This is a genomic window from Streptomyces lomondensis, assembly GCF_014651035.1.
Classification (GTDB): Bacteria; Actinomycetota; Actinomycetes; order Streptomycetales; family Streptomycetaceae; genus Streptomyces; species Streptomyces lomondensis.
This window is the reverse complement of sequence record NZ_BMWC01000003.1, coordinates 408,284-427,976: the sequence shown is the minus strand read 5'-3', so window position 1 is coordinate 427,976 and position 19,693 is coordinate 408,284. Positions and strand designations below refer to the sequence as shown.

Here is a 19,693-nt window from a genome sequence, read left to right as displayed (position 1 = left end):
CCCCGCACCACAGTTCGCCCCCGCCGACGGACCGGGGAGTGCACCGGCTCGGCCTCATGGCGCGCCTTCGGGGCGCGTGGCGTCGCGCTCGTCGACGGTGCCTGGCGGCACAGGCTCGCACCCGAGCGGCGGGCGTGAGTCTGGTCGGCGGTGGCGTTCCCGTGGACCGGTTCGTTCGTCACGCGCGCCTCCTGACGGTCCGTCGGGTCACATGCCGGGCGTCCAGGCCGGACAGGCCGCGCACGGCGACGTACGCCTTCTCCCGGCCGGGGAGGGAGACCCGGCCGCGCAGCACGGCCTCCGGGTCGCGCTCGATGCGGTCGAGGAGGCGGCGGTAGATGCCGGCCATCGCGGCGACACAGGCACCGCTGCGCCGGTCGAGCATGGGGAGCAGCCGGTAGCCCTCGGCGAAAAGAGCGCGGGCCCGTCGCACTTCGAAGTGCACGAGGCCCGCGAAGTCGGAGCCCTCGGGTGGCTTCGGTCCGCTGAAGCCGGCCGAGCAGCCGAACTTGGCGAGATCGTCGGCGGGCAGATAGGTGCGCCCGTCCACGGCGTCCTCACGGACGTCCCGGAGGATGTTGGTGAGCTGGAGCGCGAGCCCGAGCGTGTCGGCATACTCCGGCGCGCGGTCCACGCCGCGCGCCCCCGGTTCCGTGCCGAACACGCCGAGCGAGAGACGCCCGATGGCGCCCGCCACGCAGCGGCAGTACACCTTCAGGTCGTCCCAGGTCTCGTAGGTCTCGCCGCGGACGTCCATCAGGACGCCGTCGATGAGCTCGTCGAGGCCGCCGAGCGGGATCGAGAAGTGCCCGGCGGCGTGCGTGAGGGAGACGGCCACCGGGTCGGTGTCGTCCTCGTCGATCCCGCCCTCGCGGATCCGGGTGAGCAGCGCCCGGGTCTCCTCCAGCCTGGCGACCTTGACGTCGTCGGCGAGCGCGCCGTCGCCGATGTCGTCGACCCGCCGCGAGAACGCGTACAGCGCCGACATCGCGCGGCGCTGGGGCGTCGGCAGCAGCCGGATGCCGTAGGCGAAGTTACGGGCCTGCCGCCCGGTGACGGCCTCGCAGTAGCTGTAGGCGGCGAGTACCGGTGGGGACGCGTGTGGTTCCGACTCCACGGTCCGGATCACCCCTCTCCTCGCAGAGTCACGCCCACCTCACGCAGCAACTGGACCTTGCCAGGCTTGGGCGGGCCGGGAAGTACGTCGTAATCGGCGGCGGCGATCGCGCGGACGGCCGCCCTTCCCCCCGCCACGAACCCTGCGAGCAGCAGCTTCAACCTGCCGTGGACGCTACCCACCAGGGGGGCGCCTTCATTCAGGAGATCCAGGGCCCTTCGCGCTTCGTACGCAATCAGCGCACGGACCGACGCTCCGGCGGATTCCGTGGCGAGATCCGCCTCCTGGACCTGAAAACGCTTCATGTCGGTGGCGGGCAGGTAAACACGGTCGCGGCGGAGGTCCTCGGCCACGTCCTGGAGGTGCTCGACGATCTGGAGGGCCGTGCAGATCATGTCGGAGCGGCGGATCCGCTCGGGCGTCGAGGTGCCGGTGACGGCGAGGACGAGACGGCCGACGGGGTTGGCGGACAGCTCGCAGTAGGCGAGCAGGTCGTCGTAGGTCTCGTAGCGGCTGACCAGCTGGTCCTGGCGGTTGGCGGCGATCAGGCCGAGGAACGGCCCGGGGGTCAGGGAGCACCGGCGGACGGTCGGCTGGAGGCGGCGCAGCAGGGGGTGGCGGGGGGTGGCGTCGAAGACCCTGCGCAGGTCGGCCTCGAAGGCGTCCAGCAGGACCAGCCGGTCCTCGGCCTCCTGCGGGGAGACGCCGAGCAGCCGCGCGTCGGCGCCGCCGGGGGCCAGGTCGCCGTCGCCGATGTCGTCGACCAGGCGGGCGAAGCCGTAGACGGCCATGAGGTCGGCGCGCCAGGCCCGGGGCAGGAAGAACGGGGCCACCGGGAAGTTCTCGCCCGCGGCCTTGTCGAGGGTGCCGCGCTCCGGGTCCAGGGGGCGCGCCGTGCCGGTGCCCGTCACCGGCGACTGCCCGGCGCGGGGACGGCACGTGCTGCGTGGAGCTGGGGAGTTTCCGTAGCCATTGCCGTCACATCTCCCGTTCTACACTGCCGACCCAATGCACACTATTTCGGACACGCCGCCCAGCCGTCCGCACGGCGGTGCGACGGGCGGTGTCGCGCATTATCGCCCTGATTGCCGTGTTTCGGGACCGGTCCAGCTTACGTTGTACAACGCGACGCGGTTCCCCAGGGTGTCCCGCGCATCACGAGAACACACCGATTGGCTCCAAGATTCCTGCCACAGGCCGGAGTTGACGTTTCCTTTGCAGACGCGGGGCCCCGCCGGAACAGTTCCGGCGGGGCCCCGGGCGCGCCGGACTACTTGCCGGTGAACTTCTCGTACTCCTTGAGCACCTCGTCGGTCGGGCCGTCCATGCGCAGTTCGCCGCGCTCCAGCCACAGGACGCGGTCGCAGGTGTCGCGGATGGACTTGTTGTTGTGACTGACCAGAAACACCGTGCCGGCTTCCTTGCGCAGCTCCCGGATGCGGTCCTCGGAACGCTTCTGGAACTTGCGGTCGCCGGTGGCGAGGGCCTCGTCGATCATCAGGACGTCGTGGTCCTTGGCCGCGGCGATGGAGAAGCGGAGCCGGGCCGCCATGCCGGAGGAGTACGTGCGCATCGGCAGCGTGATGAAGTCGCCCTTCTCGTTGATGCCGGAGAAGTCGACGATGTCCTGGTAGCGCTCCCGGATCTCCTCGCGGGACATGCCCATGGCGAGCCCGCCCAATATGACGTTGCGTTCGCCGGTGAGGTCGTTCATCAGGGCGGCGTTGACGCCGAGCAGCGAGGGCTGGCCGTCGGTGTAGACCTTGCCCCGCTCGGCGGGCAGCAGTCCGGCGATGGCGCGCAGCAGGGTCGACTTGCCGGAGCCGTTGGAGCCGATGAGGCCGATGGCCTCGCCGCGGTACGCCACGAAGGAGACGCCGCGGACCGCGTGCACCTTGCGCACGCCCCGCTCCTCGCCGCGCTTCATGATGCGGCTGAGGGCGGCGGTGGCGCTGCCCTTGCCGGTCTTGGCGCCGTTGACGCGGTAGACGATGTGCAGGTCGTCCGCGATGACGGTGGGGATCCGCGCGTCCTTGTCCTGCTCGGCGTTCTGCTCAGCCACGGCCGTACCTCTCCTCCGCCTTCCAGAAGTACACGAAGCCGCCGAGGGCGAAGAGCACGGCCCAGGCGCCCGCAGCCGCCCATACGTGGTCGGGCAGGAACTTCGAGTCGTATTCGTCGATGAGGGCGAAGCGCATCAGGTCCATGTAGATCGCGGCCGGGTTCCACTGGAGGACGTTCGCCATCCAGTCGGGCTTGTCCGCGAGGAAGATCGGGATGGAGAACATCACCCCGGACGCGTACATCCACGTCCGCATCACGAACGGCATCAGCTGCGCGAGGTCCGGGGTCTTGGCGCCCGCCCGGGCCATGATGAGCGCGAGGCCGGTGTTGAAGCAGAACTGGAGGACGAGGACCGGCACGATCAGCAGCCAGGACAGGTCCGGGTAGTGGCCGAAGCCGACCGCGACGGCGAACAGCACGATCATCGAGAACAGCAGCTGCTGGAGCTGCTGGAGCGCGAAGGAGATCGGCAGGGAGGCGCGCGGGAAGTGCAGGGCGCGGACCAGGCCGAGGTTGCCGGAGATCGCGCGCACGCCCGCCATCACCGAGCTCTGCGTGAAGGTGAACACGAACACGCCGGTGACCAGGAACGGGATGTAGACCTCGCGGGCCATGCCCCGGTCGGCCTCCAGGAGCAGGCCGAAGATGAAGAAGTAGACGGCCGCGTTCAGCAGCGGCGTGGCCACCTGCCACAGTTGGCCGAGCTTGGCCTGGCTGTACTGGGCGGTCAGCTTCGCCTGGGAGAAGGCGATGATGAAGTGCCGCCGTCCCCAGAGCTGACGGACGTACTCGATGAGGGTCGGCCGGGCGCCGCTGACGCTCAGTCCGTGCTTGGCGGCGAGCTCCCTCGCCGTGAGGCCCTCGTCGGGCGCCGCGGGCGCGCTCACCGCGACCGGGGCGTCGTGCGTTGTCTCACTCACTAGTGGAAACTTTCGTCTTCGAGATGCGCGGCCTGTGCGGGCCTGGCATGAGCCGGGGGCCAGGGTACGGCCCGGGTGCTCCCGGACGCTCCCGGATACGAGCTTGTCAGATGACGGGGGGCCGGCCCAGTCGGGTCAGCCGCCACACCGTACGCCACTTCATGGGCCGGCGGGGCCCGCACGGGGTGGTCCAGCCCTCGCGGAATCCGCCGAACCAGGCCCGCAGGGCGCGGCGGGAGGGGCGGCGCAGGAGGGTGAGCAGCAGCCAGACGCCGAGGTAGACCGGGACGAGGAGCCCGGGGAGGTTGCGGCGGGCCAGCCAGACGCGGTTGCGGGCGACCATGCGGTGGTAGACGGCGTGCCGCGAGGGGGCGGTCGTCGGGTGGTAGAGCACCATGTCGGACCGGTAGTCGATCATCCAGCCGGCGTCGAGGGCCCGCCAGGCGAGGTCGGTTTCCTCGTGGGCGTAGAAGAACGCGTCGGGGAGTCCGCCGACGTCGGCGAAGACGCGGGTGCGGACGGCGTTGGCGCCGCCCAGGAAGGTGGTGACCCGGGAGGAGCGCATCGGGTCGGCGGCGCGCAGCCGGGGGACGTGGCGGCGCTGGGTGACGCCGGTGTCCGGGTCGGCTATGCGGAAGCTGATGATGCCGAGCTTCGGGTCGGCCTCGAACGCCTTGCGGCACAGCTCCGCGGTGTCGTGGCTCGCGAGGAGCCCGTCGTCGTCCAGGAAGAGCAGGATGTCGACGTCCCGGCCGGCCGGGCCGAAGGCCTCGATGCCGACGTTGCGGCCGCCGGGGATGCCGAGGTTCTCGGGCAGCTCGATCGTGCGCACGCCCTCGGGGACGTCCGGGACGGGCGAGCCGTTGCCGACCACGACCACCTCGACCGGGTCGCCGTCCTGTTTGGCGACCGAGTCGAGGAGGGCGCGCAGTTCGTCGGGGCGGTTGCCCATGGTGATGATGACGGCGCCGACCTTCATGCCGCTCACTTCAGCCTGCTCGAAGCGAGGATCGACACCAGGTGCAGCAGGGTCTGGACCAGGGCGATGCCGGCCAGCACGGCCACGCCGAGCCGGGAGAAGAACAGGTCGCCGCGGGCCTGGTCGACGATGGCCAGGACCAGGATGAGCAGGGACGCCTCGATGCCGAGGATGAGGCGGTGGAACTTCAGGGCGGCGGCGGCCCTGCGGGCCAGTGCCATGCCGGAGGAGCGCATCTCGGCGGCGGCTTCCTTGACCGGCGGCTTGCCGGCCTGGTGGCGGGCGACGCCGACGAGGTCGGTCTCGGCCTTGATGAGGATGGCGCCGAGAGCGGCCAGCGTACCGAGGAAGGCCCACAGCCAGTCGATGCGGCCGCTGCCCCACAGGTCGGCGGCGCGCAGGCCGAAGCCGGTGAGCACGGCGGCGTCGGTGAGGTAGGCGCCGACGCGGTCCAGGTAGACGCCGTTGAGGGAGTACTGCTTCTTCCAGCGGGCGATCTCGCCGTCGACGCAGTCCAGCAGCAGGTACATCTGGACGCACACCACGCCGAGGACGGCGCCCGGGATCCCCGGCACGAGCAGTGCCGGGGCCGCGAGCACACCGAAGACGGTCATCAGGTATGTGAGCTGGTTGGGCGTGACCCTGGTGTTGACCAGGTAGCGGTCGACCCGCAGGGACACCTCGCGCATGTAGAGGCGTCCCATCCAGTGCTCACCGCTGCGCCGGTCCTTCACCCCTGCAGGGTGAACGACGGGGCGTAGTTCAGCTACCGATGGCCTTGACATAGTCGGTGTAGGTGTCCTTGATCTGTTCGGTGTTCAGGTCGAGGTGTTCGAGGATGGTGTAGCGGCCGGGCCGGGTCTCGGGGGCGAACTCGACGGCCTTGACGAACTCGTCCGTGGTGAAGCCGATCTCGTCCGGCAGCACGGGCAGACCATGGCGGCGCAGGACCTCCGCCATGTAAGCCGACTCCTCGTGCGCCCCGCGCAGCCACATCGCGAAGGCCGCGCCGAGGCCGCACTGCTCGCCGTGGGCGGCGGCCCGCTTCGGGTAGAGCAGGTCGAAGGCGTGGTTGATCTCGTGGCACGCCCCGGAGGACGGCCGCGAGTCGCCCGACACCGACATGGCGATGCCGCTGAGGACGAGCGCCTCGGCGAGCACCTGGAGGAAGTCGTTCTCCCCGATGCCGCCCGGGTGCCGCAGGACGGCCTCGCCGGCCTGGCGGGCCATGGCCGCGGCGAGTCCGTCGATCCGCTCGCCCTTGACACGGTTGGCCAGCTCCCAGTCGGCGATCGCCGAGATGTTGGAGACGGCGTCGCCGATGCCGGCGCGGACGAAGCGGACCGGGGCCTCGCGGATGACGTCCAGGTCGATGACGACCGCGATCGGGTTCGGCACGCCGTAGGAGCCGCGGCCCGCGTCGTTGTCGAGGGTGGCGACCGGGGAGCACAGGCCGTCGTGCGCGAGGTTCGTCGGGACGGCGACCAGGGGCAGGCCGACGCGTGCCGCGGCGAACTTGGCACAGTCGATGATCTTGCCGCCGCCGAGGCCGACGACCGCGTCGTAGTGGCCGGCCTTTATGTCGCCGGCCAGCCGGACCGCGTCGTCGAGGGTGCCGCCGCCGACCTCGTACCACGTGGCGCCGGGCATGCTCGGCGAGATGCGCTCGCGCAGCTTGGCACCCGAGCCGCCGCTGACGGCGACGGCGAGGCGGCCGGAGTGCGAGATGCGCTCGTCGGCGAGGACGCACGCCAGGTCGTCGAGGGCACCCGGGCGGATGTCCACGACGAGCGGCGAGGGGATGAGCCGGGTCAGTACTGGCATGCGATCTCCCGTCCACGGGCGAGATCGTCGTGGTTGTCGATCTCCACCCACTTGACGTCGCCGATCGGCGCCACGTCGATACGGAAGCCTCGGTTGACCAGCTCCTGGTAGCCGTGCTCGTAGAACTGCTGCGGGTCGGTCTCCCACACGGTCTTGAGCGCGTCGGCCAGTTCGGGGGCAGCGTCGCCCTCGATGAGGGTGACGCCGATGTACTCGCCGGTGGCCTCGGCGGGGTCCATCAGCTTGGTGATCTTCGTCATGCCCTTGGCGGGGTCGACGACGACCTTCATCTCCTCGTCGGCCAGGTCCTTCACGGTGTCCAGGGCGAGGATGATCTTCTTGCCGTCGCCGCGGGCGGCGAGCAGCGTCTTCTCGACGGAGACCGGGTGGACGGTGTCGCCGTTGGCGAGGATCACCCCGTCCTTGAGGACGTCACGCCCGCACCACAGGGAGTAGGCGTTGTTCCACTCCTCGGCCTTGTCGTTGTCGATGAGGGTGAGCTTGAGGCCGTACTTCTTCTCCAGCGCTTCCTTGCGCGCGTACACCGCCTCCTTGCGGTAGCCGACGATGATCGCGGCCTCGCTGAGGCCGACCTCGGCGAAGTTGGCGAGGGTCAGGTCGAGAACCGTTGGTTCGCCCTCTATGCCCGCGGGCCCCACCGGCACCAGCGCCTTGGGAAGGCTGTCGGTGTAGGGGCGCAGACGCCGTCCGGCGCCGGCCGCCAGCACGAGGCCGATCATGCGGGTTCTCCTTCATCGTGTACGGCGGGTGCCCCTGCGGACACCCAGAAGCGGATGCTCTCGACGAGCACCACCAGGGCCACGGCCACGGCGAGAGCCGTGAGCGCGACCGTGAACTGCGGGGCGGTGAGCAGCGCGGCGAGGACGGTGACGAGCAGGGTCCGTCCTTCATGCCCCCCTATGGAGCGCACCAGCCAGGCGGGGGACGCTCCGGCGTTGCCGCGGATGCGGTACACCGTGTCGTAGTGATGGTAGGCGACCGCGGCCACCAGCCCGAAAGCCGCAGGAAGGGCTCCGTTCACGTCCGCTTTGGCCGCGAGGAGGAGGACGGTGCCGTATTCGGCGGCGCGCAGCAGCGGCGGGACGAGCCAGTCGAGGGCGCCCTTGAGGGGCAAGGCGACGGCTGCGGCGGAGGTGAGGACGTACAGCGCGGCGAGGGCAACGGGCAGGGCGCTGCCGTACCCCTCCACGGCAGCCGCGAGCACCACCAGCGCGGCGCCGGGCAGGGCGACGAAGACGCGTGCGCCGAGCGGCTCCTTCGCGGGCAGCTTGCGCAGCACCGAGGCCAGACCGGCCGCCAGCGGCCCGCTGTCCGCCAGGTCGGCCAGCGCCCGGGCGGCCCGGTCGGTCCGCTGCGCCCTGCGCGTCAGCGACCGCAGCACCCGGCCCGCCGTGGTGTACGTCGCCGCGAAGGCGCAGCCGACGAGCAGCGCGTAGAAGGTGATGCGGGGGGTCGTGACCGCCGTGAGGACCGCGATCATCGCCCAGCGCTCGCCGATGGGCAGGACGATCATCCGCCGCACCCACACCGTCCAGCCGACGCTGTCGAGCTTGTCGGAGAGGGCGGCGGTGGGGCTGGTGTTGGCGGTGGCGTCGTGGTTGGCCTCGTTGAAGGAGAAGTCCACGACGTGCCGGCAGGTCTGCAGGACCATCGCGCCGAGGGCGAGGGCCCAGACGTCGTCTCCGCCGCGGGCGGCGCCGAGGGCCAGACCGGCGTAGTAGGCGTACTCCTTGGCCCGGTCGAAGGTGGCGTCCAGCCAGGCGCCGAGCGTGGAGTACTGGAGGGAGTAGCGGGCGAGCTGGCCGTCGGTGCAGTCCAGCACGAAGGAGAAGAGCAGCAGGACGCCGGCGGCGACGAAGCCGCCGCGGGTTCCGGTGGCCGCGCAGGCCGCCGCTATGAGGGCGGTGAGCAGCGAGGCGGTGGTGACCTGGTTCGGGGTCAGGCCGCGGCGAGCGCACCAGCGAGCGAGGTAGCGGGAGTACGGGCTGATGCAGAAGGTGGTGAAGAAGCCGTCGCGGGACTTCACGGCCGACTTCAGGCGGACGGCCTCGTCGTCGACATCCGCCACCGCCTGCCGTGCCTCGTTGCGGGCCTGCGGGTCGGCGGGGACGGCGGCGACGAGGCTGCCCAGTTCGGGGCGGTGCACGCCGGTGCCGTCGCTGTCCAGGGCGGTGCCGACGCGGTCGGCGAGGCTGTCGACCAGGGTGGTGCCGCCGCCCGCGGAGTTCTCGCGGGCCATCGCCCGGGTCAGGGCCTGGCGGCCGGACGGCTGGGCGGTGACGGCGCCGGGGATCGCGGCGAGCGGGAAGCGGGGGTCGGTGAGGCCGAGGCGCAGCGCGTGCACATGCCCCACGAACCGGGCGTCGACCAGGGCGACCCGCTCCTCGAACGGCACCTCGGCGAGCAGGGTCTCGGCCTCGGCGGCGTCGGTCGCGATCCGCACGTCGAACCCGAGGGACCGCAGGTCGCCCTCGATCGACGATCCGGGGACCGGCTGACCGGTGAGGATGGCGGTCGACAACCGAATTCACTCCCTGGGTACCGACGCGTGCGCGCCAGTGAGGTGCATGGTGGGGGCGCCCGCGCCGGTGGCTCCCGGGCGGCATGTCGGCAGAGGCTATCGGATGCCGGGAAGGCCACGTTCACCGCCCGTTCGGCGGATGGATCGACGTGGTTCGCACAAGCCCTTGCCGCGATCATCATCGTGGATCCGGGGCCTGCCCCACAAACCGCGCCCCCCAGACCGGACATCGGGGACATCGCGCAGGCTCCGGCGGCGGCCGCATAGGGTGGGCGACCATGACTTGGCTGATCACCGGCGGGGCCGGCTACATCGGGGCCCACGTGGCCAGGGCCATGAGCGAGGCCGGGGAGCGCGTCCTCGCGCTGGACGACCTCTCGGCGGGGGTGGCCGCGCGGCTGCCGTCCGGCGTCCCGCTGATCGAGGGCTCGTCGCTCGACGGGGATCTGCTGAAGCGGGTGTTCGCCGAGCACGGCGTGACGGGTGTGGTGCATCTCGCGGCGCGCAAGCAGGTCGCGGAGTCCGTCGCCCAGCCGACGCGGTACTACCGCGAGAACGTCGGCGGTCTGGTGACCCTGCTGGACGCGGTCGCCGAGGCCGGGATCGAGCGCTTCGTGTTCTCCTCGTCGGCGGCCGTGTACGGCGACCCGGGTGTGGACCTCATCACGGAGGACACGCCCTGCGCGCCGGTGAACCCCTACGGCGAGACCAAGCTCGCCGGGGAGTGGCTGGTGCGGGCGGCGGGCCGGGCGCACGGGATCTCCACCGTCTGCCTGCGGTATTTCAACGTGGCGGGCGCGGCGGCTCCTGAGTTGGCGGACACGGGCGTCTTCAACATCGTCCCGATGGTCTTCGACCGGCTGACCCGCGACGAGGCGCCCCGGATCTTCGGCGACGACTACCCGACCCCGGACGGGACCTGCATCCGTGACTACATCCACGTCGCCGACCTGGCCGAGGCGCATCTCGCGGCGGCCCGGCGGCTCGCCGAGGGCGGTGTCACCGGCGATCTGACGGTCAACATCGGGCGCGGGGAGGGCGTCTCGGTGCGCGAGCTGATCGCGGTCATCGGCGAGGTCACCGGTGACCGGCGGCCACCTCTCGTCGAGGGGCGCCGCCCCGGGGACGCGCCCCGGGCGGTGGCCTCGGCCGCCCGGGCGGCGGAGGAACTCGGCTGGACCGCCCGGCGCGGGGTGCGCGAGATGGCCGAGTCGGCGTGGCGTGGCTGGCTGCTGCACCACGGCTCGTGACCCAGTGAGGGTGCCCTGACCTGCACTTCGTTTCCGCAGGTCAGGGCACATGACAACGGTGTTCAGTGCCGCGTTGCGCATACCCCCTCCCCGTAGTTCACTGGGGTGCCCGAGCACGATCAGGTGGACGCAGGAGGATGACGTTTCATGGGGGCTGGGTATGATCACGGGCACGCGCACGGCGCGGCGGCCGGCGGTACGGCGACCTCGGCGTACCGCGGCAGGCTGCGGGTGGCGCTGGCGATCACGCTCGGCATCGTGGTCGTCCAGATCGTGGGCGGCGTCCTCGCGGACTCGCTCGCCCTCGTCGCGGACTCGGCCCACGTGGCGACCGACGCGCTGGGGCTGGGCATGGCGCTGCTCGCGATCCACTTCGCGAACCGCCCGCCCAGCGACCGGGCCACGTTCGGCTATGCCCGCGCCGAGATCCTCGCCGCCCTGGCCAACTGCCTGCTGCTGCTCGGGGCCGGCGGGTACGTCGTGTACGAGTCGGTCCAGCGCTTCGTCACGCCGGCGGACACCGACGGCGGTCTGACCGTCGTGTTCGGTGCGATCGGCCTGGTCGCGAATCTGGTGTCGCTGTCGCTGCTGATGCGCGGCCAGAAGGAGAGCCTGAACGTGCGCGGCGCGTTCCTGGAGGTGGCGGCGGACGCGCTCGGTTCGGTCACGGTGATCATCTCGGCCGTGGTGATCATGCTCACGGGCTGGCAGGCCGCCGACCCGATCGCCTCGCTGGTCATCGCGCTGATGATCGCGCCCCGGACCTGGAAGCTGCTCCGCGAGACCCTCGACGTGCTGCTGGAGGCGGCGCCCAAGGGTGTCGACATGGCGGAGGTACGGGCCCACATCCTGGCGACGCAGGGCGTGGAGGACGTCCACGACCTGCACGCGTGGACGATCACCTCCGGCATGCCGGTGCTGTCGGCGCACGTGGTCGTCAGCTCGGAGACGCTCAGCGCGATAGGCCACGAGAAGATGCTCCACGAACTCCAGGCCTGCCTCGGTGACCACTTCGACGTGGAGCACTGCACCTTCCAGCTGGAGCCCGGCGGGCACGCGGAGCACGAGGCGCACCTCTGTCACTGACGCGCCGCCTGCTGAGGCGTATGGGGCTGGTGGGGCGCATTTCGATCTGCGTGCGCCGGGTGACGCGGCCCTCCGGCGCGCGCCCGCGCCCTGACTCCCCCCGGCACCGGCAGGGACGATTTTCGGCCCACCCGGCCGGGCACGATCACCTACTGGGTCCCTCTTCCGGCGCCGAGCGGCGCCGTCCGCCCTCCGCGCCACCGCGCGGGACATGCGGGCGCGCCGCGAAGTGCCGGGAGTGCCGGATTCGTACGGCAGACTTGGGGCGCGAAGACCGATGTGAAGGATGGGTATGCCGATCACACCTGCCACCGCGACGCACAGCCCGTCGAACGGCACCGCAGACGCGATTTTGCTGGAACTGGTCGACGAGGACGGCGTGACGATCGGCACCGCGGAGAAGCTCGCCGCCCATCAGCCACCCGGGCGGCTGCACCGCGCGTTCTCGGTGTTCCTCTTCGACGAGTACGGCCGGCTGCTGCTCCAGCAGCGGGCGCTGGGCAAGTACCACTCCCCCGGTGTGTGGTCCAACACCTGCTGCGGCCACCCCTACCCCGGGGAGGCGCCCTTCGCTGCGGCGGCCCGGCGGACGTACGAGGAGCTCGGCGCCTCCCCGTCGCTGCTGGCGGAGGCGGGCACCGTCCGTTACAACCACCCCGACCCGGAGTCCGGGCTGGTGGAGCAGGAGTACAACCACCTCTTCGTCGGCATGCTGCAGGCCGTGCTGCGGCCGAATCCGGAGGAAGTGGCGTCGACGGCGTTCGTGACCCCGCCCGAGCTGGCGGAGCGGCACGCCAAGGACACCTTCTCGTCCTGGTTCATGACCGTCCTGGACGCGGCCCGGCCGGCGATCAGGGAGCTGACGGGCCCCTCGGCCGGCTGGTGACCTGGGCCCCCACGGGGCCTAGGAGAAGCGAGCGGGTTTGAGCGGCAGGGCGGCCCAGATCACCTTGCCGCCGCTCGCGGTGTACTCGACCTCGCACGAGCCGCCCGCCTCCCGGGTGATCTCGCGCACCAGGAGCAGTCCGCGGCCCCCGGTCCGGCCGTGGTCGGTCTCCAGGGCCGTCGGCCGGTACGGGTGGTTGTCCTCCACCGCCACGCGGACCCAGTCGGCGCCGACGGCCACCTCGACGGCGATCGTCGGCGACAGCACGGCCGCGTGCTTCACGGCATTCGTCACCAGCTCGGAGACGATCAGCAGCAGCCCCTGGGCCAGGTCGTCCGAGACCGGCACCCCCTGACGCAGCAGCAGGTCCCGTACGGCGTGCCGCGCCTGCGGGACCGAGGCGTCGACCGCGGGTGCGGTGAACCGCCAGATCCCCTCGTACGGCAGCGGATCCGCGGGCCCGGGGCCGAGGGGCGCCGCGCCGCCCTCTGGGCGCGGGCCGAACCCGCGCCCGTCGTTGTCCATCGTCCGGTCGCCACCCTCGCACTCGATTGTCGCCACACCTCGAGTGTTGGTAACGATGCGCTCCACACCCCATGACTGAACAGAAGTCAGCAACTATCGAGCACTTCTGACCCGTTGGCGTATGACACGGTCAGTTGTGGGACTGCTCCTGTCCCTGTTGTGCCATCTCGGCGAACTATTCGGGTTGTACGGGTTTGGCATCCGGATAGCATCCGGCGCATGGATCCGCAGTTGCTGTACAGCGTGACCGACTCGGTCGCGACGGTCGTCATCCGCCATCCGGAGAAGCGCAATGCCATGACGGCCGCGATGTGGCGGGCCCTGCCGCCGCTGCTGGCGGAGGCGGCGGGCGATCCGGCCGTGCGGGCGCTGGTGCTGTCCGGCGAGGGTGGGACGTTCTGCGCGGGGGCCGACATCTCGACGCTGCGGGGCTCCCCGGAGGAGGCGCAGGGGCTGGCCGTGCGGGCCGAGGAGGCGCTCGCCGCGTTCCCCAAGCCGACGCTGGCCGCGATCCGCGGGCACTGCGTGGGTGGTGGGGCACAGCTCGCGGCGGCCTGTGATCTGCGGTTCGCCGAGGAGGGCGCGCTGTTCGGGGTGACGCCAGCGAAGCTCGGCATCGTGTACCCGGCGTCCTCGACCCGGCGGCTGGTGTCCCTGGTGGGCCCGGCCACCGCCAAGTACCTGCTGTTCTCCGGCGAGCTGATCGACGCGGAACGGGCGCTGCGCACCGGCCTCGCCGACGAGGTGCTGCCCGAGGGCGAACTCGGCAAGCGGGTCGCCGAGTTCACCCGGGTCCTGGTGTCCCGTTCGCAACTGACACAGGCGGCGGCCAAGGAGTTCGCGGACGGGCGTACGGACCGGGACGCGCACTGGGCCGGGCAGGCGCGCGCGAGCGGCGACACCGCGGAGGGCGTCGCCGCGTTCCTGGAGCGCAGGCAGCCGCGGTTCGGCTGGAGCGTGCCTACGTCAGGATGAGGCCGGCGTGCGACCGGAGCAGGTCGACGACGTGCGCGGGCGCCTTCTCGGGTGATCCGGCGTCGTAGGGCGGCTGCGGGTCGTACTCGGTGGCGAGCTGGACGATCTGGGCGTGGTCGTCGCCCGCGATGCGGCCGAGCAGGGTCAGTCCCATGTCGATGCCGGAGGAGACGCCGGCCGCGGTGACGTACTTGCCGTCGGTGACGACCCGCTCCCCCGTCGGCTCGGCGCCGTGGCGCCTCAGCTCGTCCAGGGCCAGCCAGTGGGAGGTCGCGCGGCGGCCCCGGAGGAGTCCGGCGGCGGCGAGCAGCAGGGAGCCGGTGCACACGGACGTCGTCCAGGTGCTCGTGGCGTCGGCGGCGCGCAGCCAGGTGAGCAGGGGCCCGTCCGGGGCCAGCGGGAGGGGGCCGGGGCCGCCGGGGACCACGATGATGTCGGGGTTCGGTACGTCCACCAGGGCCCGGTCGGCGGTGAGCGCGAGGTTGCCCGAGTCGTTCCGTACGGGGCCGGGCCGCTCGGCGACGAAGACGGTCTCCGCGCCCGGGATCCGGCCGAGGGTCTCGTACGGGCCGACGGCGTCGAGGGCGGTGAAGCGGTCGTAGAGGACGATGGCGATCTGCATGTGGGTCCCTTCCATCGGTGTGCTGGGGCTCAGGGCGTGGTCGCGGGGCGGAAGCGGCGGCGGTACTCCGCCGGGGGCGTTCCGAGGGTTCTGACGAAGGCCCGGCGCATGGCCTCGGGCGTGCCGTAGCCGCTGGTGCGGGAGATCTCCTCGATGCCGTCGGTGGTGTCCTCCAGGAGGCGGCGGGCGTGTTCGAGGCGGACGCGGTCCACGTAGCGGCCCGGCGTCATGCCGGTCTCGGCCCGGAACGCGCGGGCGAAGTGGCGGGGCGAGAGACGGGCGCGGGCGGCGAGGGACTCGACGGAGAGGTCGGCCTCGGGGCGCTCGGCGATGAACCGCTGGACGTCCCGGAGGGGCTCGCGGTGTGCGGTCTGGGCCGCGAGCTGGGCGCTGAACTGTGCCTGGTTCCCGGGCCGGCGCAGGAACACCACCAGGTGCCGGGCGATGGTGAGGGCGGCGTCCCGGCCCAGGTCCTCCTCGACCAGGGCGAGGGCGAGGTCGATGCCGGCGGTGACACCGGCCGAGGTGGTGATGTGCCCGTCGCGTACGTAGACGGGGTCCGGGTCGACGTCGACGGCCGGGTGGTCGCGGGCGAGCCGGTCGCAGTACGCCCAGTGGGTCGTGGCGCGGCGCCCGTCCAGGAGACCGGCCGCGGCGAGCACGGCCGCGCCGGTGCACACCGAGACCAGCCGCCCGGCGCGCGGCCCGTGCCCGCGCACCCAGTCGACCAGACGCGGGTCGGGCCGCAGGCTGCCCGTCCCGCCGGGGACGAGGAGGACGTCCGGGTCGGCCGCCGTGGCCAGGGACTCGTCGGGGACGAGGGTCAGGCCGCTGGTGGTCCGCACGGGCGTGCCGTCCAGGGAGGCCGTGCGGATCCGGTACGACCCCGGGGAGTACAGCTCCGCGCCCGCGAAGACCTCCACGGGACCGGTGACGTCGAGACTCTGCACGCCGTCGAAGAGCACGGCGAGAACGGTGCGCTGGGCCATGCCGTCGATTCTTCGCGGGCCGGGAGCATGGCGGCAATGACGAGTTCCCCACCTTTCCTGCCATGGCCTTCACGACCGTAGAGGCCATACCGAGCGGTTGGTAACCTGCCCGGCATGACGACTGCCGCCCTGGAGCCGCGCGCCGGCCGACGCTGCCACAACGTGCTCAACTCGCTGCATTCGACGCACTACTTCTCGCCCGATCTGGGACGGGAACTGGGCGCCGTCGGGGTCAGCGATCCCCGGGCCGTGAACTTCGCCGTCCGGGCCGCCGCCCTCGGGCCCGTCGGGGCCGGGGCGGTGGCTGCGGCCTTCTACAACTACAAGTACGAGCTCGTGGCCCGGCACGTGCCGGCGGTGTGGGAGTCCGCCACGCCCGGCCGGGTGCTGGCGGCACGCGCGCGTGCGGTCGACGCGACCCTGCGCCGGCTGCTGGGCGAAGAGACCGTGGCCTCGGCGGAGATGGCCGAGGCCGCGCGGCTCGCCCTGCGCGCCGCCGAGGCCTGTTCCCGCGAGGCGAGGCCCTTGTACGCCGCCCACGCCGACCTGCCCGTGCCCGAGGAACCGCACCTCGCGTACTGGCACGCGGCGACCCTGCTGCGCGAGCACCGCGGCGACGGGCACCTGGCCGCCCTGATGTCCGCGGGGCTCGACGGGCTCGAAGCGCTGGTGACCCACACGGCGACGGGCAAGGGCATGACACCGAAGTGGGTCTTCAGCACCCGGGGCTGGCCCCAGGACGACTGGGACGCGGCGCGGGACCGGCTGCGCGGGCGCGGGCTGCTGGACGCGGCCGGCGAGCTCACCGAACGCGGTGTCGCCCTGCGCGAGGAGATCGAGCAGCAGACGGACCGCCTGGACCGGGCCCCGTACGAGCACCTGGGTCCGGAGGGCGTGGCCCGGCTGACCGAGCTGGGCGCGGTGTTCGCGCGCGCGGCACTCACGGCGGGGGCGTTCCCGGCGGATCTCATCGGCAAGGGGTGAGGGCCGGGCTGCGGGCGGAGCCTCGGGGGCCGATCCGGGGGGATGATCCGGCGGGCCGTTTCGCGGGCCGTTCCCGGGAGGCCGCCCCGAGGGCCGCTTCGCGAGCCGCTCCCGAGAGGCGGGCCGTTCCGAGGGCCGTTCCGAGGGCCGTTTCGCTTCCGCCTGAATCACGCCGGGCACATGTGTTCGGCCGTGACGCATGGTGAGGGCTCTGCGAGGTACCCGGTCCTCTCCTGGCCGGTGCGGCCGGGAGAGAGAAAGGGGAATTACGTGTTCCGTGCTATCGCAGACGTGCTGCGCCAGATCGGCGGTGCCATCGCCACCGTCGTGACGCTGCCCTTCCGGGCCCTGGCCCGGCTCTTCGGCGGGGCCTCGTCCTCCACCCGCAGCCGCAGGGTCTGATTCCGGCGCCCGACCTGCCGGGCGCCGCCCTGATCCCCGAGTGTCGGTGTCACCTGCCACAATTGCCGCGCAACCTCAGTGGAGAAGGCGGTACGGGATCGTGACGACACCCGGGTCCAACGGGTCCATCAACGTAGGGTCCATCGAAGGCAGGATCGCCGAGGAGCTCGGCGTACGGGAGCGGCAGGTCAGGGCTGCCGTGGAACTGCTGGACGGCGGTTCTACGGTGCCCTTCATCGCCCGCTACCGCAAGGAAGCGACCGAGATGCTCGACGACGCGCAGCTGCGCACGATCGAGGAGCGGCTGCGCTATCTGCGGGAGCTGGAGGAGCGGCGGGCGGCGATCCTGGAGTCGGTGCGCGAGCAGGGCAAGCTCACCGACGAGTTGGAGGCCCGGATCCGGGGCGCCGAGACCAAGGCGCGCCTGGAGGACATCTACCTCCCGTACAAGCCCAAGCGGCGCACCAAGGCGCAGATCGCGCGGGAGGCCGGTCTCGAGCCGCTGGCGGAGGGGCTGCTCGGCGATCCGTCCGTCGAGCCCCTCGCCGCGGCCGCCGCGTTCGTCGACGCCGACAAGGGCGTGGCCGATCCGCAGGCCGCTCTCGACGGCGCCCGGGCGATCCTCACCGAGCGGTTCTCGGAGGACGCCGACCTGATCGGCGAGCTGCGCGAGCGCATGTGGGTGCGCGGGCGGCTGGCCGCCAAGGTGCGGGAGGGCAAGGAGGAGGCGGGCGCGAAGTTCGCCGACTACTTCGACTTCGCCGAGCCGTTCACGGAGCTGCCCTCGCACCGGATCCTCGCGATGCTGCGCGGCGAGAAGGAGGAGGTCCTCGACCTCGTCCTGGAGCCCGAGGAGCCGACGGACGGCCCGTCGTCGTACGAGGGGATCGTCGCCCACCGGTTCGGAATCGCCGACCGGGGCCGCCCCGGCGACAAGTGGCTGACGGACACGGTCCGCTGGGCGTGGCGCACCCGCATCCTCGTCCACCTGGGCATCGACCTGAGGCTGCGGCTGCGCACGGCCGCCGAGGACGAGGCCGTGCGGGTCTTCGCGGCGAACCTCCGCGACCTGCTGCTCGCCGCTCCGGCGGGCACGCGCGCGACGCTCGGCCTGGACCCCGGTTTCCGTACGGGCGTGAAGGTCGCCGTGGTCGACGCGACCGGCAAGGTCGTCGCCACGGACGTCATCCACCCGCACGTCCCCGCCAACCGGTGGGACGAGGCCATCGCCAAGCTGGCCCGGCTCGCGAAGGAGCACGCGGTCGAGCTGATCGCGATCGGCAACGGCACGGCGTCCCGCGAGACCGACAAGCTCGCCGGGGAACTGATCGCCAGGCACCCGGAGTTGAACCTGACGAAGGTGATGGTGTCCGAGGCCGGCGCGTCCGTGTACTCGGCGTCCGCGTTCGCCTCGCAGGAGCTGCCCGACATGGACGTGTCGCTGCGCGGTGCCGTGTCGATCGCCCGCCGGCTCCAGGACCCGCTGGCCGAGCTGGTGAAGATCGACCCGAAGTCGATCGGCGTCGGCCAGTACCAGCACGACCTGTCCGAGGTGAAGCTGTCGCGCTCGCTGGACGCGGTGGTGGAGGACTGTGTGAACGGCGTGGGCGTGGACGTCAACACGGCGTCGGCGCCCCTGCTGGCCCGGGTCTCCGGCATCACCTCCGGGCTCGCCGAGAACATCGTGGCGCACCGCGACGCCAACGGGCCCTTCAAGTCCCGCGGTGAGCTGAAGAAGGTGGCGCGGCTCGGCCCGAAGGCCTATGAGCAGTGCGCGGGCTTCCTGCGGATCCGCGGCGGCGACGACCCGCTGGACGCGTCCAGCGTGCACCCGGAGGCCTATCCGGTGGTCCGGCGCATGGTGAAGACCACCGGGCAGGATGTCGCCGGCCTCGTCGGCAACACGGCGGTGCTGCGCTCGCTGAAGCCGCAGGAGTTCGTGGACGAGACGTTCGGCCTGCCGACGGTCACCGACATCCTCAAGGAGCTGGAGAAGCCGGGCCGCGACCCGCGTCCGGCGTTCAAGACGGCCGCCTTCAAGGAGGGCGTGGAGAAGATCTCCGACCTGTCGTCCGGGATGATCCTGGAGGGCGTCGTGACGAACGTGGCCGCCTTCGGGGCGTTCGTCGACGTCGGTGTCCACCAGGACGGCCTGGTGCACGTCTCCGCGATGTCGAAGACGTTCGTCAAGGACCCGCGGGACGTGGTGAAACCCGGGGACATCGTCAAGGTGAAGGTCCTCGACGTCGACATCCCGCGCAAGCGGATCTCGCTGACGCTGCGGCTGGACGACGAGGCGGCTCCGCAGGGTGGCCAGGACGGCGGCTCCGGCGAGCGCCGGCAGCGGGGTGGGCGGCCGCCGCAGCAGCGGCAGGGTGGCCGTGGCGGTGGCGCCGGTCGTGGCGGCGGCGGTTCGCGGCAGGCGCCTCCGCCCGCCAACGGCGCGATGGCCGACGCGTTGCGCCGCGCGGGGCTGGTCGATCCCAAGAACGGCAAGCGCTGACGGCTCCGCCGTGAGCCGTGGGGAG

The 19,693-nt window shown here is 71.9% G+C and carries 19 protein-coding genes; 7 read left to right on the top strand and 12 right to left on the bottom strand.

Annotated elements, in window-relative coordinates:
• Positions 1–178 precede the first annotated feature (178 nt).
• From hpnD to IE255_RS13325, 9 genes are all read right to left on the bottom strand, one after another.
• Positions 179–1,129 carry a presqualene diphosphate synthase HpnD gene (gene hpnD, locus IE255_RS13365; RefSeq protein ID WP_190050444.1) on the bottom strand — a complete coding sequence of 317 codons (951 nt, stop codon included), beginning with the start codon at positions 1,127–1,129 and terminating at the stop codon, positions 179–181.
• Entirely contained in the window at positions 1,126–2,028 is a 903-nt protein-coding gene (gene hpnC, locus IE255_RS13360) for a squalene synthase HpnC (protein WP_190050443.1), read from the bottom strand. Before hpnC ends, hpnD begins: the two co-directional genes overlap by 4 nt.
• 359 nt (positions 2,029–2,387) lie before the next feature.
• On the bottom strand, positions 2,388–3,179 hold the full coding sequence (locus IE255_RS13355; RefSeq protein WP_190050442.1) for an ABC transporter ATP-binding protein: 792 nt from the start codon (positions 3,177–3,179) through the stop codon (positions 2,388–2,390).
• On the bottom strand, positions 3,172–4,101 hold the full coding sequence (locus IE255_RS13350; protein WP_190050441.1) for an ABC transporter permease: 930 nt from the start codon (positions 4,099–4,101) through the stop codon (positions 3,172–3,174). Before IE255_RS13350 ends, IE255_RS13355 begins: the two co-directional genes overlap by 8 nt.
• A gap of 106 nt (positions 4,102–4,207) precedes the next feature.
• On the bottom strand, positions 4,208–5,080 hold the full coding sequence (locus IE255_RS13345) for a glycosyltransferase family 2 protein (protein ID WP_190050756.1): 873 nt from the start codon (positions 5,078–5,080) through the stop codon (positions 4,208–4,210).
• 5 nt (positions 5,081–5,085) lie between these two features.
• Positions 5,086–5,865, bottom strand: a complete 780-nt coding sequence (locus tag IE255_RS13340; protein ID WP_190050440.1) for a CDP-alcohol phosphatidyltransferase family protein — start codon at positions 5,863–5,865, stop codon at positions 5,086–5,088.
• On the bottom strand, positions 5,843–6,904 hold the full coding sequence (locus IE255_RS13335) for an iron-containing alcohol dehydrogenase family protein (RefSeq protein WP_190050439.1): 1,062 nt from the start codon (positions 6,902–6,904) through the stop codon (positions 5,843–5,845). Before IE255_RS13335 ends, IE255_RS13340 begins: the two co-directional genes overlap by 23 nt.
• Positions 6,892–7,644, bottom strand: coding sequence for a phosphocholine cytidylyltransferase family protein (locus IE255_RS13330; RefSeq protein ID WP_190050438.1), 753 nt, complete (start codon positions 7,642–7,644; stop codon positions 6,892–6,894). Before IE255_RS13330 ends, IE255_RS13335 begins: the two co-directional genes overlap by 13 nt.
• Positions 7,641–9,446 (bottom strand): DUF5941 domain-containing protein, encoded by a 1,806-nt coding sequence (locus IE255_RS13325; RefSeq protein WP_190050437.1) that lies wholly within the window; start codon positions 9,444–9,446, stop codon positions 7,641–7,643. Before IE255_RS13325 ends, IE255_RS13330 begins: the two co-directional genes overlap by 4 nt.
• Before the next feature lie 278 nt (positions 9,447–9,724).
• Between IE255_RS13325 and galE the strand changes: the two genes are divergently transcribed.
• From galE to idi, 3 genes are all read left to right on the top strand, one after another.
• On the top strand, positions 9,725–10,696 hold the full coding sequence (gene galE / locus IE255_RS13320) for a UDP-glucose 4-epimerase GalE (RefSeq protein ID WP_190050436.1): 972 nt from the start codon (positions 9,725–9,727) through the stop codon (positions 10,694–10,696).
• A 147-nt stretch (positions 10,697–10,843) separates the two neighbouring features.
• Entirely contained in the window at positions 10,844–11,782 is a 939-nt protein-coding gene (locus IE255_RS13315) for a cation diffusion facilitator family transporter (protein WP_190050435.1), read from the top strand.
• A gap of 292 nt (positions 11,783–12,074) precedes the next feature.
• The gene (idi, locus tag IE255_RS13310; RefSeq protein ID WP_190050434.1) at positions 12,075–12,668 is read left to right on the top strand and encodes an isopentenyl-diphosphate Delta-isomerase; all 594 of its coding nucleotides are present in this window, start codon (positions 12,075–12,077) and stop codon (positions 12,666–12,668) included.
• Positions 12,669–12,686: 18 nt separating this feature from the next.
• Here the strand turns inward: idi and IE255_RS13305 are convergent, their stop codons facing one another.
• Complete coding sequence (locus IE255_RS13305) at positions 12,687–13,193, bottom strand: ATP-binding protein (RefSeq protein WP_190050755.1); 507 nt, start codon at positions 13,191–13,193, stop codon at positions 12,687–12,689.
• Positions 13,194–13,412: 219 nt separating this feature from the next.
• On the opposite strand from IE255_RS13305, the gene IE255_RS13300 reads away from it, so the two are divergent.
• Positions 13,413–14,168 carry an enoyl-CoA hydratase/isomerase family protein gene (locus tag IE255_RS13300; RefSeq protein WP_190050433.1) on the top strand — a complete coding sequence of 252 codons (756 nt, stop codon included), beginning with the start codon at positions 13,413–13,415 and terminating at the stop codon, positions 14,166–14,168.
• On the opposite strand, the gene IE255_RS13295 is transcribed toward IE255_RS13300, so the two are convergent.
• The gene (locus tag IE255_RS13295) at positions 14,155–14,790 is read right to left on the bottom strand and encodes a DJ-1/PfpI family protein (RefSeq protein WP_190050432.1); all 636 of its coding nucleotides are present in this window, start codon (positions 14,788–14,790) and stop codon (positions 14,155–14,157) included. The genes IE255_RS13300 and IE255_RS13295 overlap by 14 nt on opposite strands.
• A gap of 29 nt (positions 14,791–14,819) precedes the next feature.
• A complete protein-coding gene (locus tag IE255_RS13290; RefSeq protein WP_190050431.1) occupies positions 14,820–15,779 on the bottom strand; it encodes a GlxA family transcriptional regulator in 960 nt (319 codons plus the stop codon).
• 114 nt (positions 15,780–15,893) lie between these two features.
• Between IE255_RS13290 and IE255_RS13285 the strand changes: the two genes are divergently transcribed.
• The 3 genes from IE255_RS13285 to IE255_RS13280 all read left to right on the top strand — a co-directional run bounded on the left by IE255_RS13285 (position 15,894) and on the right by IE255_RS13280 (position 19,668).
• A complete protein-coding gene (locus IE255_RS13285) occupies positions 15,894–16,763 on the top strand; it encodes an SCO6745 family protein (RefSeq protein ID WP_190050430.1) in 870 nt (289 codons plus the stop codon).
• A 270-nt stretch (positions 16,764–17,033) separates the two neighbouring features.
• Complete coding sequence (locus IE255_RS39890) at positions 17,034–17,165, top strand: LPFR motif small protein (RefSeq protein WP_010042827.1); 132 nt, start codon at positions 17,034–17,036, stop codon at positions 17,163–17,165.
• A 100-nt stretch (positions 17,166–17,265) separates the two neighbouring features.
• Positions 17,266–19,668, top strand: coding sequence for a Tex family protein (locus tag IE255_RS13280; RefSeq protein ID WP_190050429.1), 2,403 nt, complete (start codon positions 17,266–17,268; stop codon positions 19,666–19,668).
• Positions 19,669–19,693 lie beyond the last annotated feature (25 nt).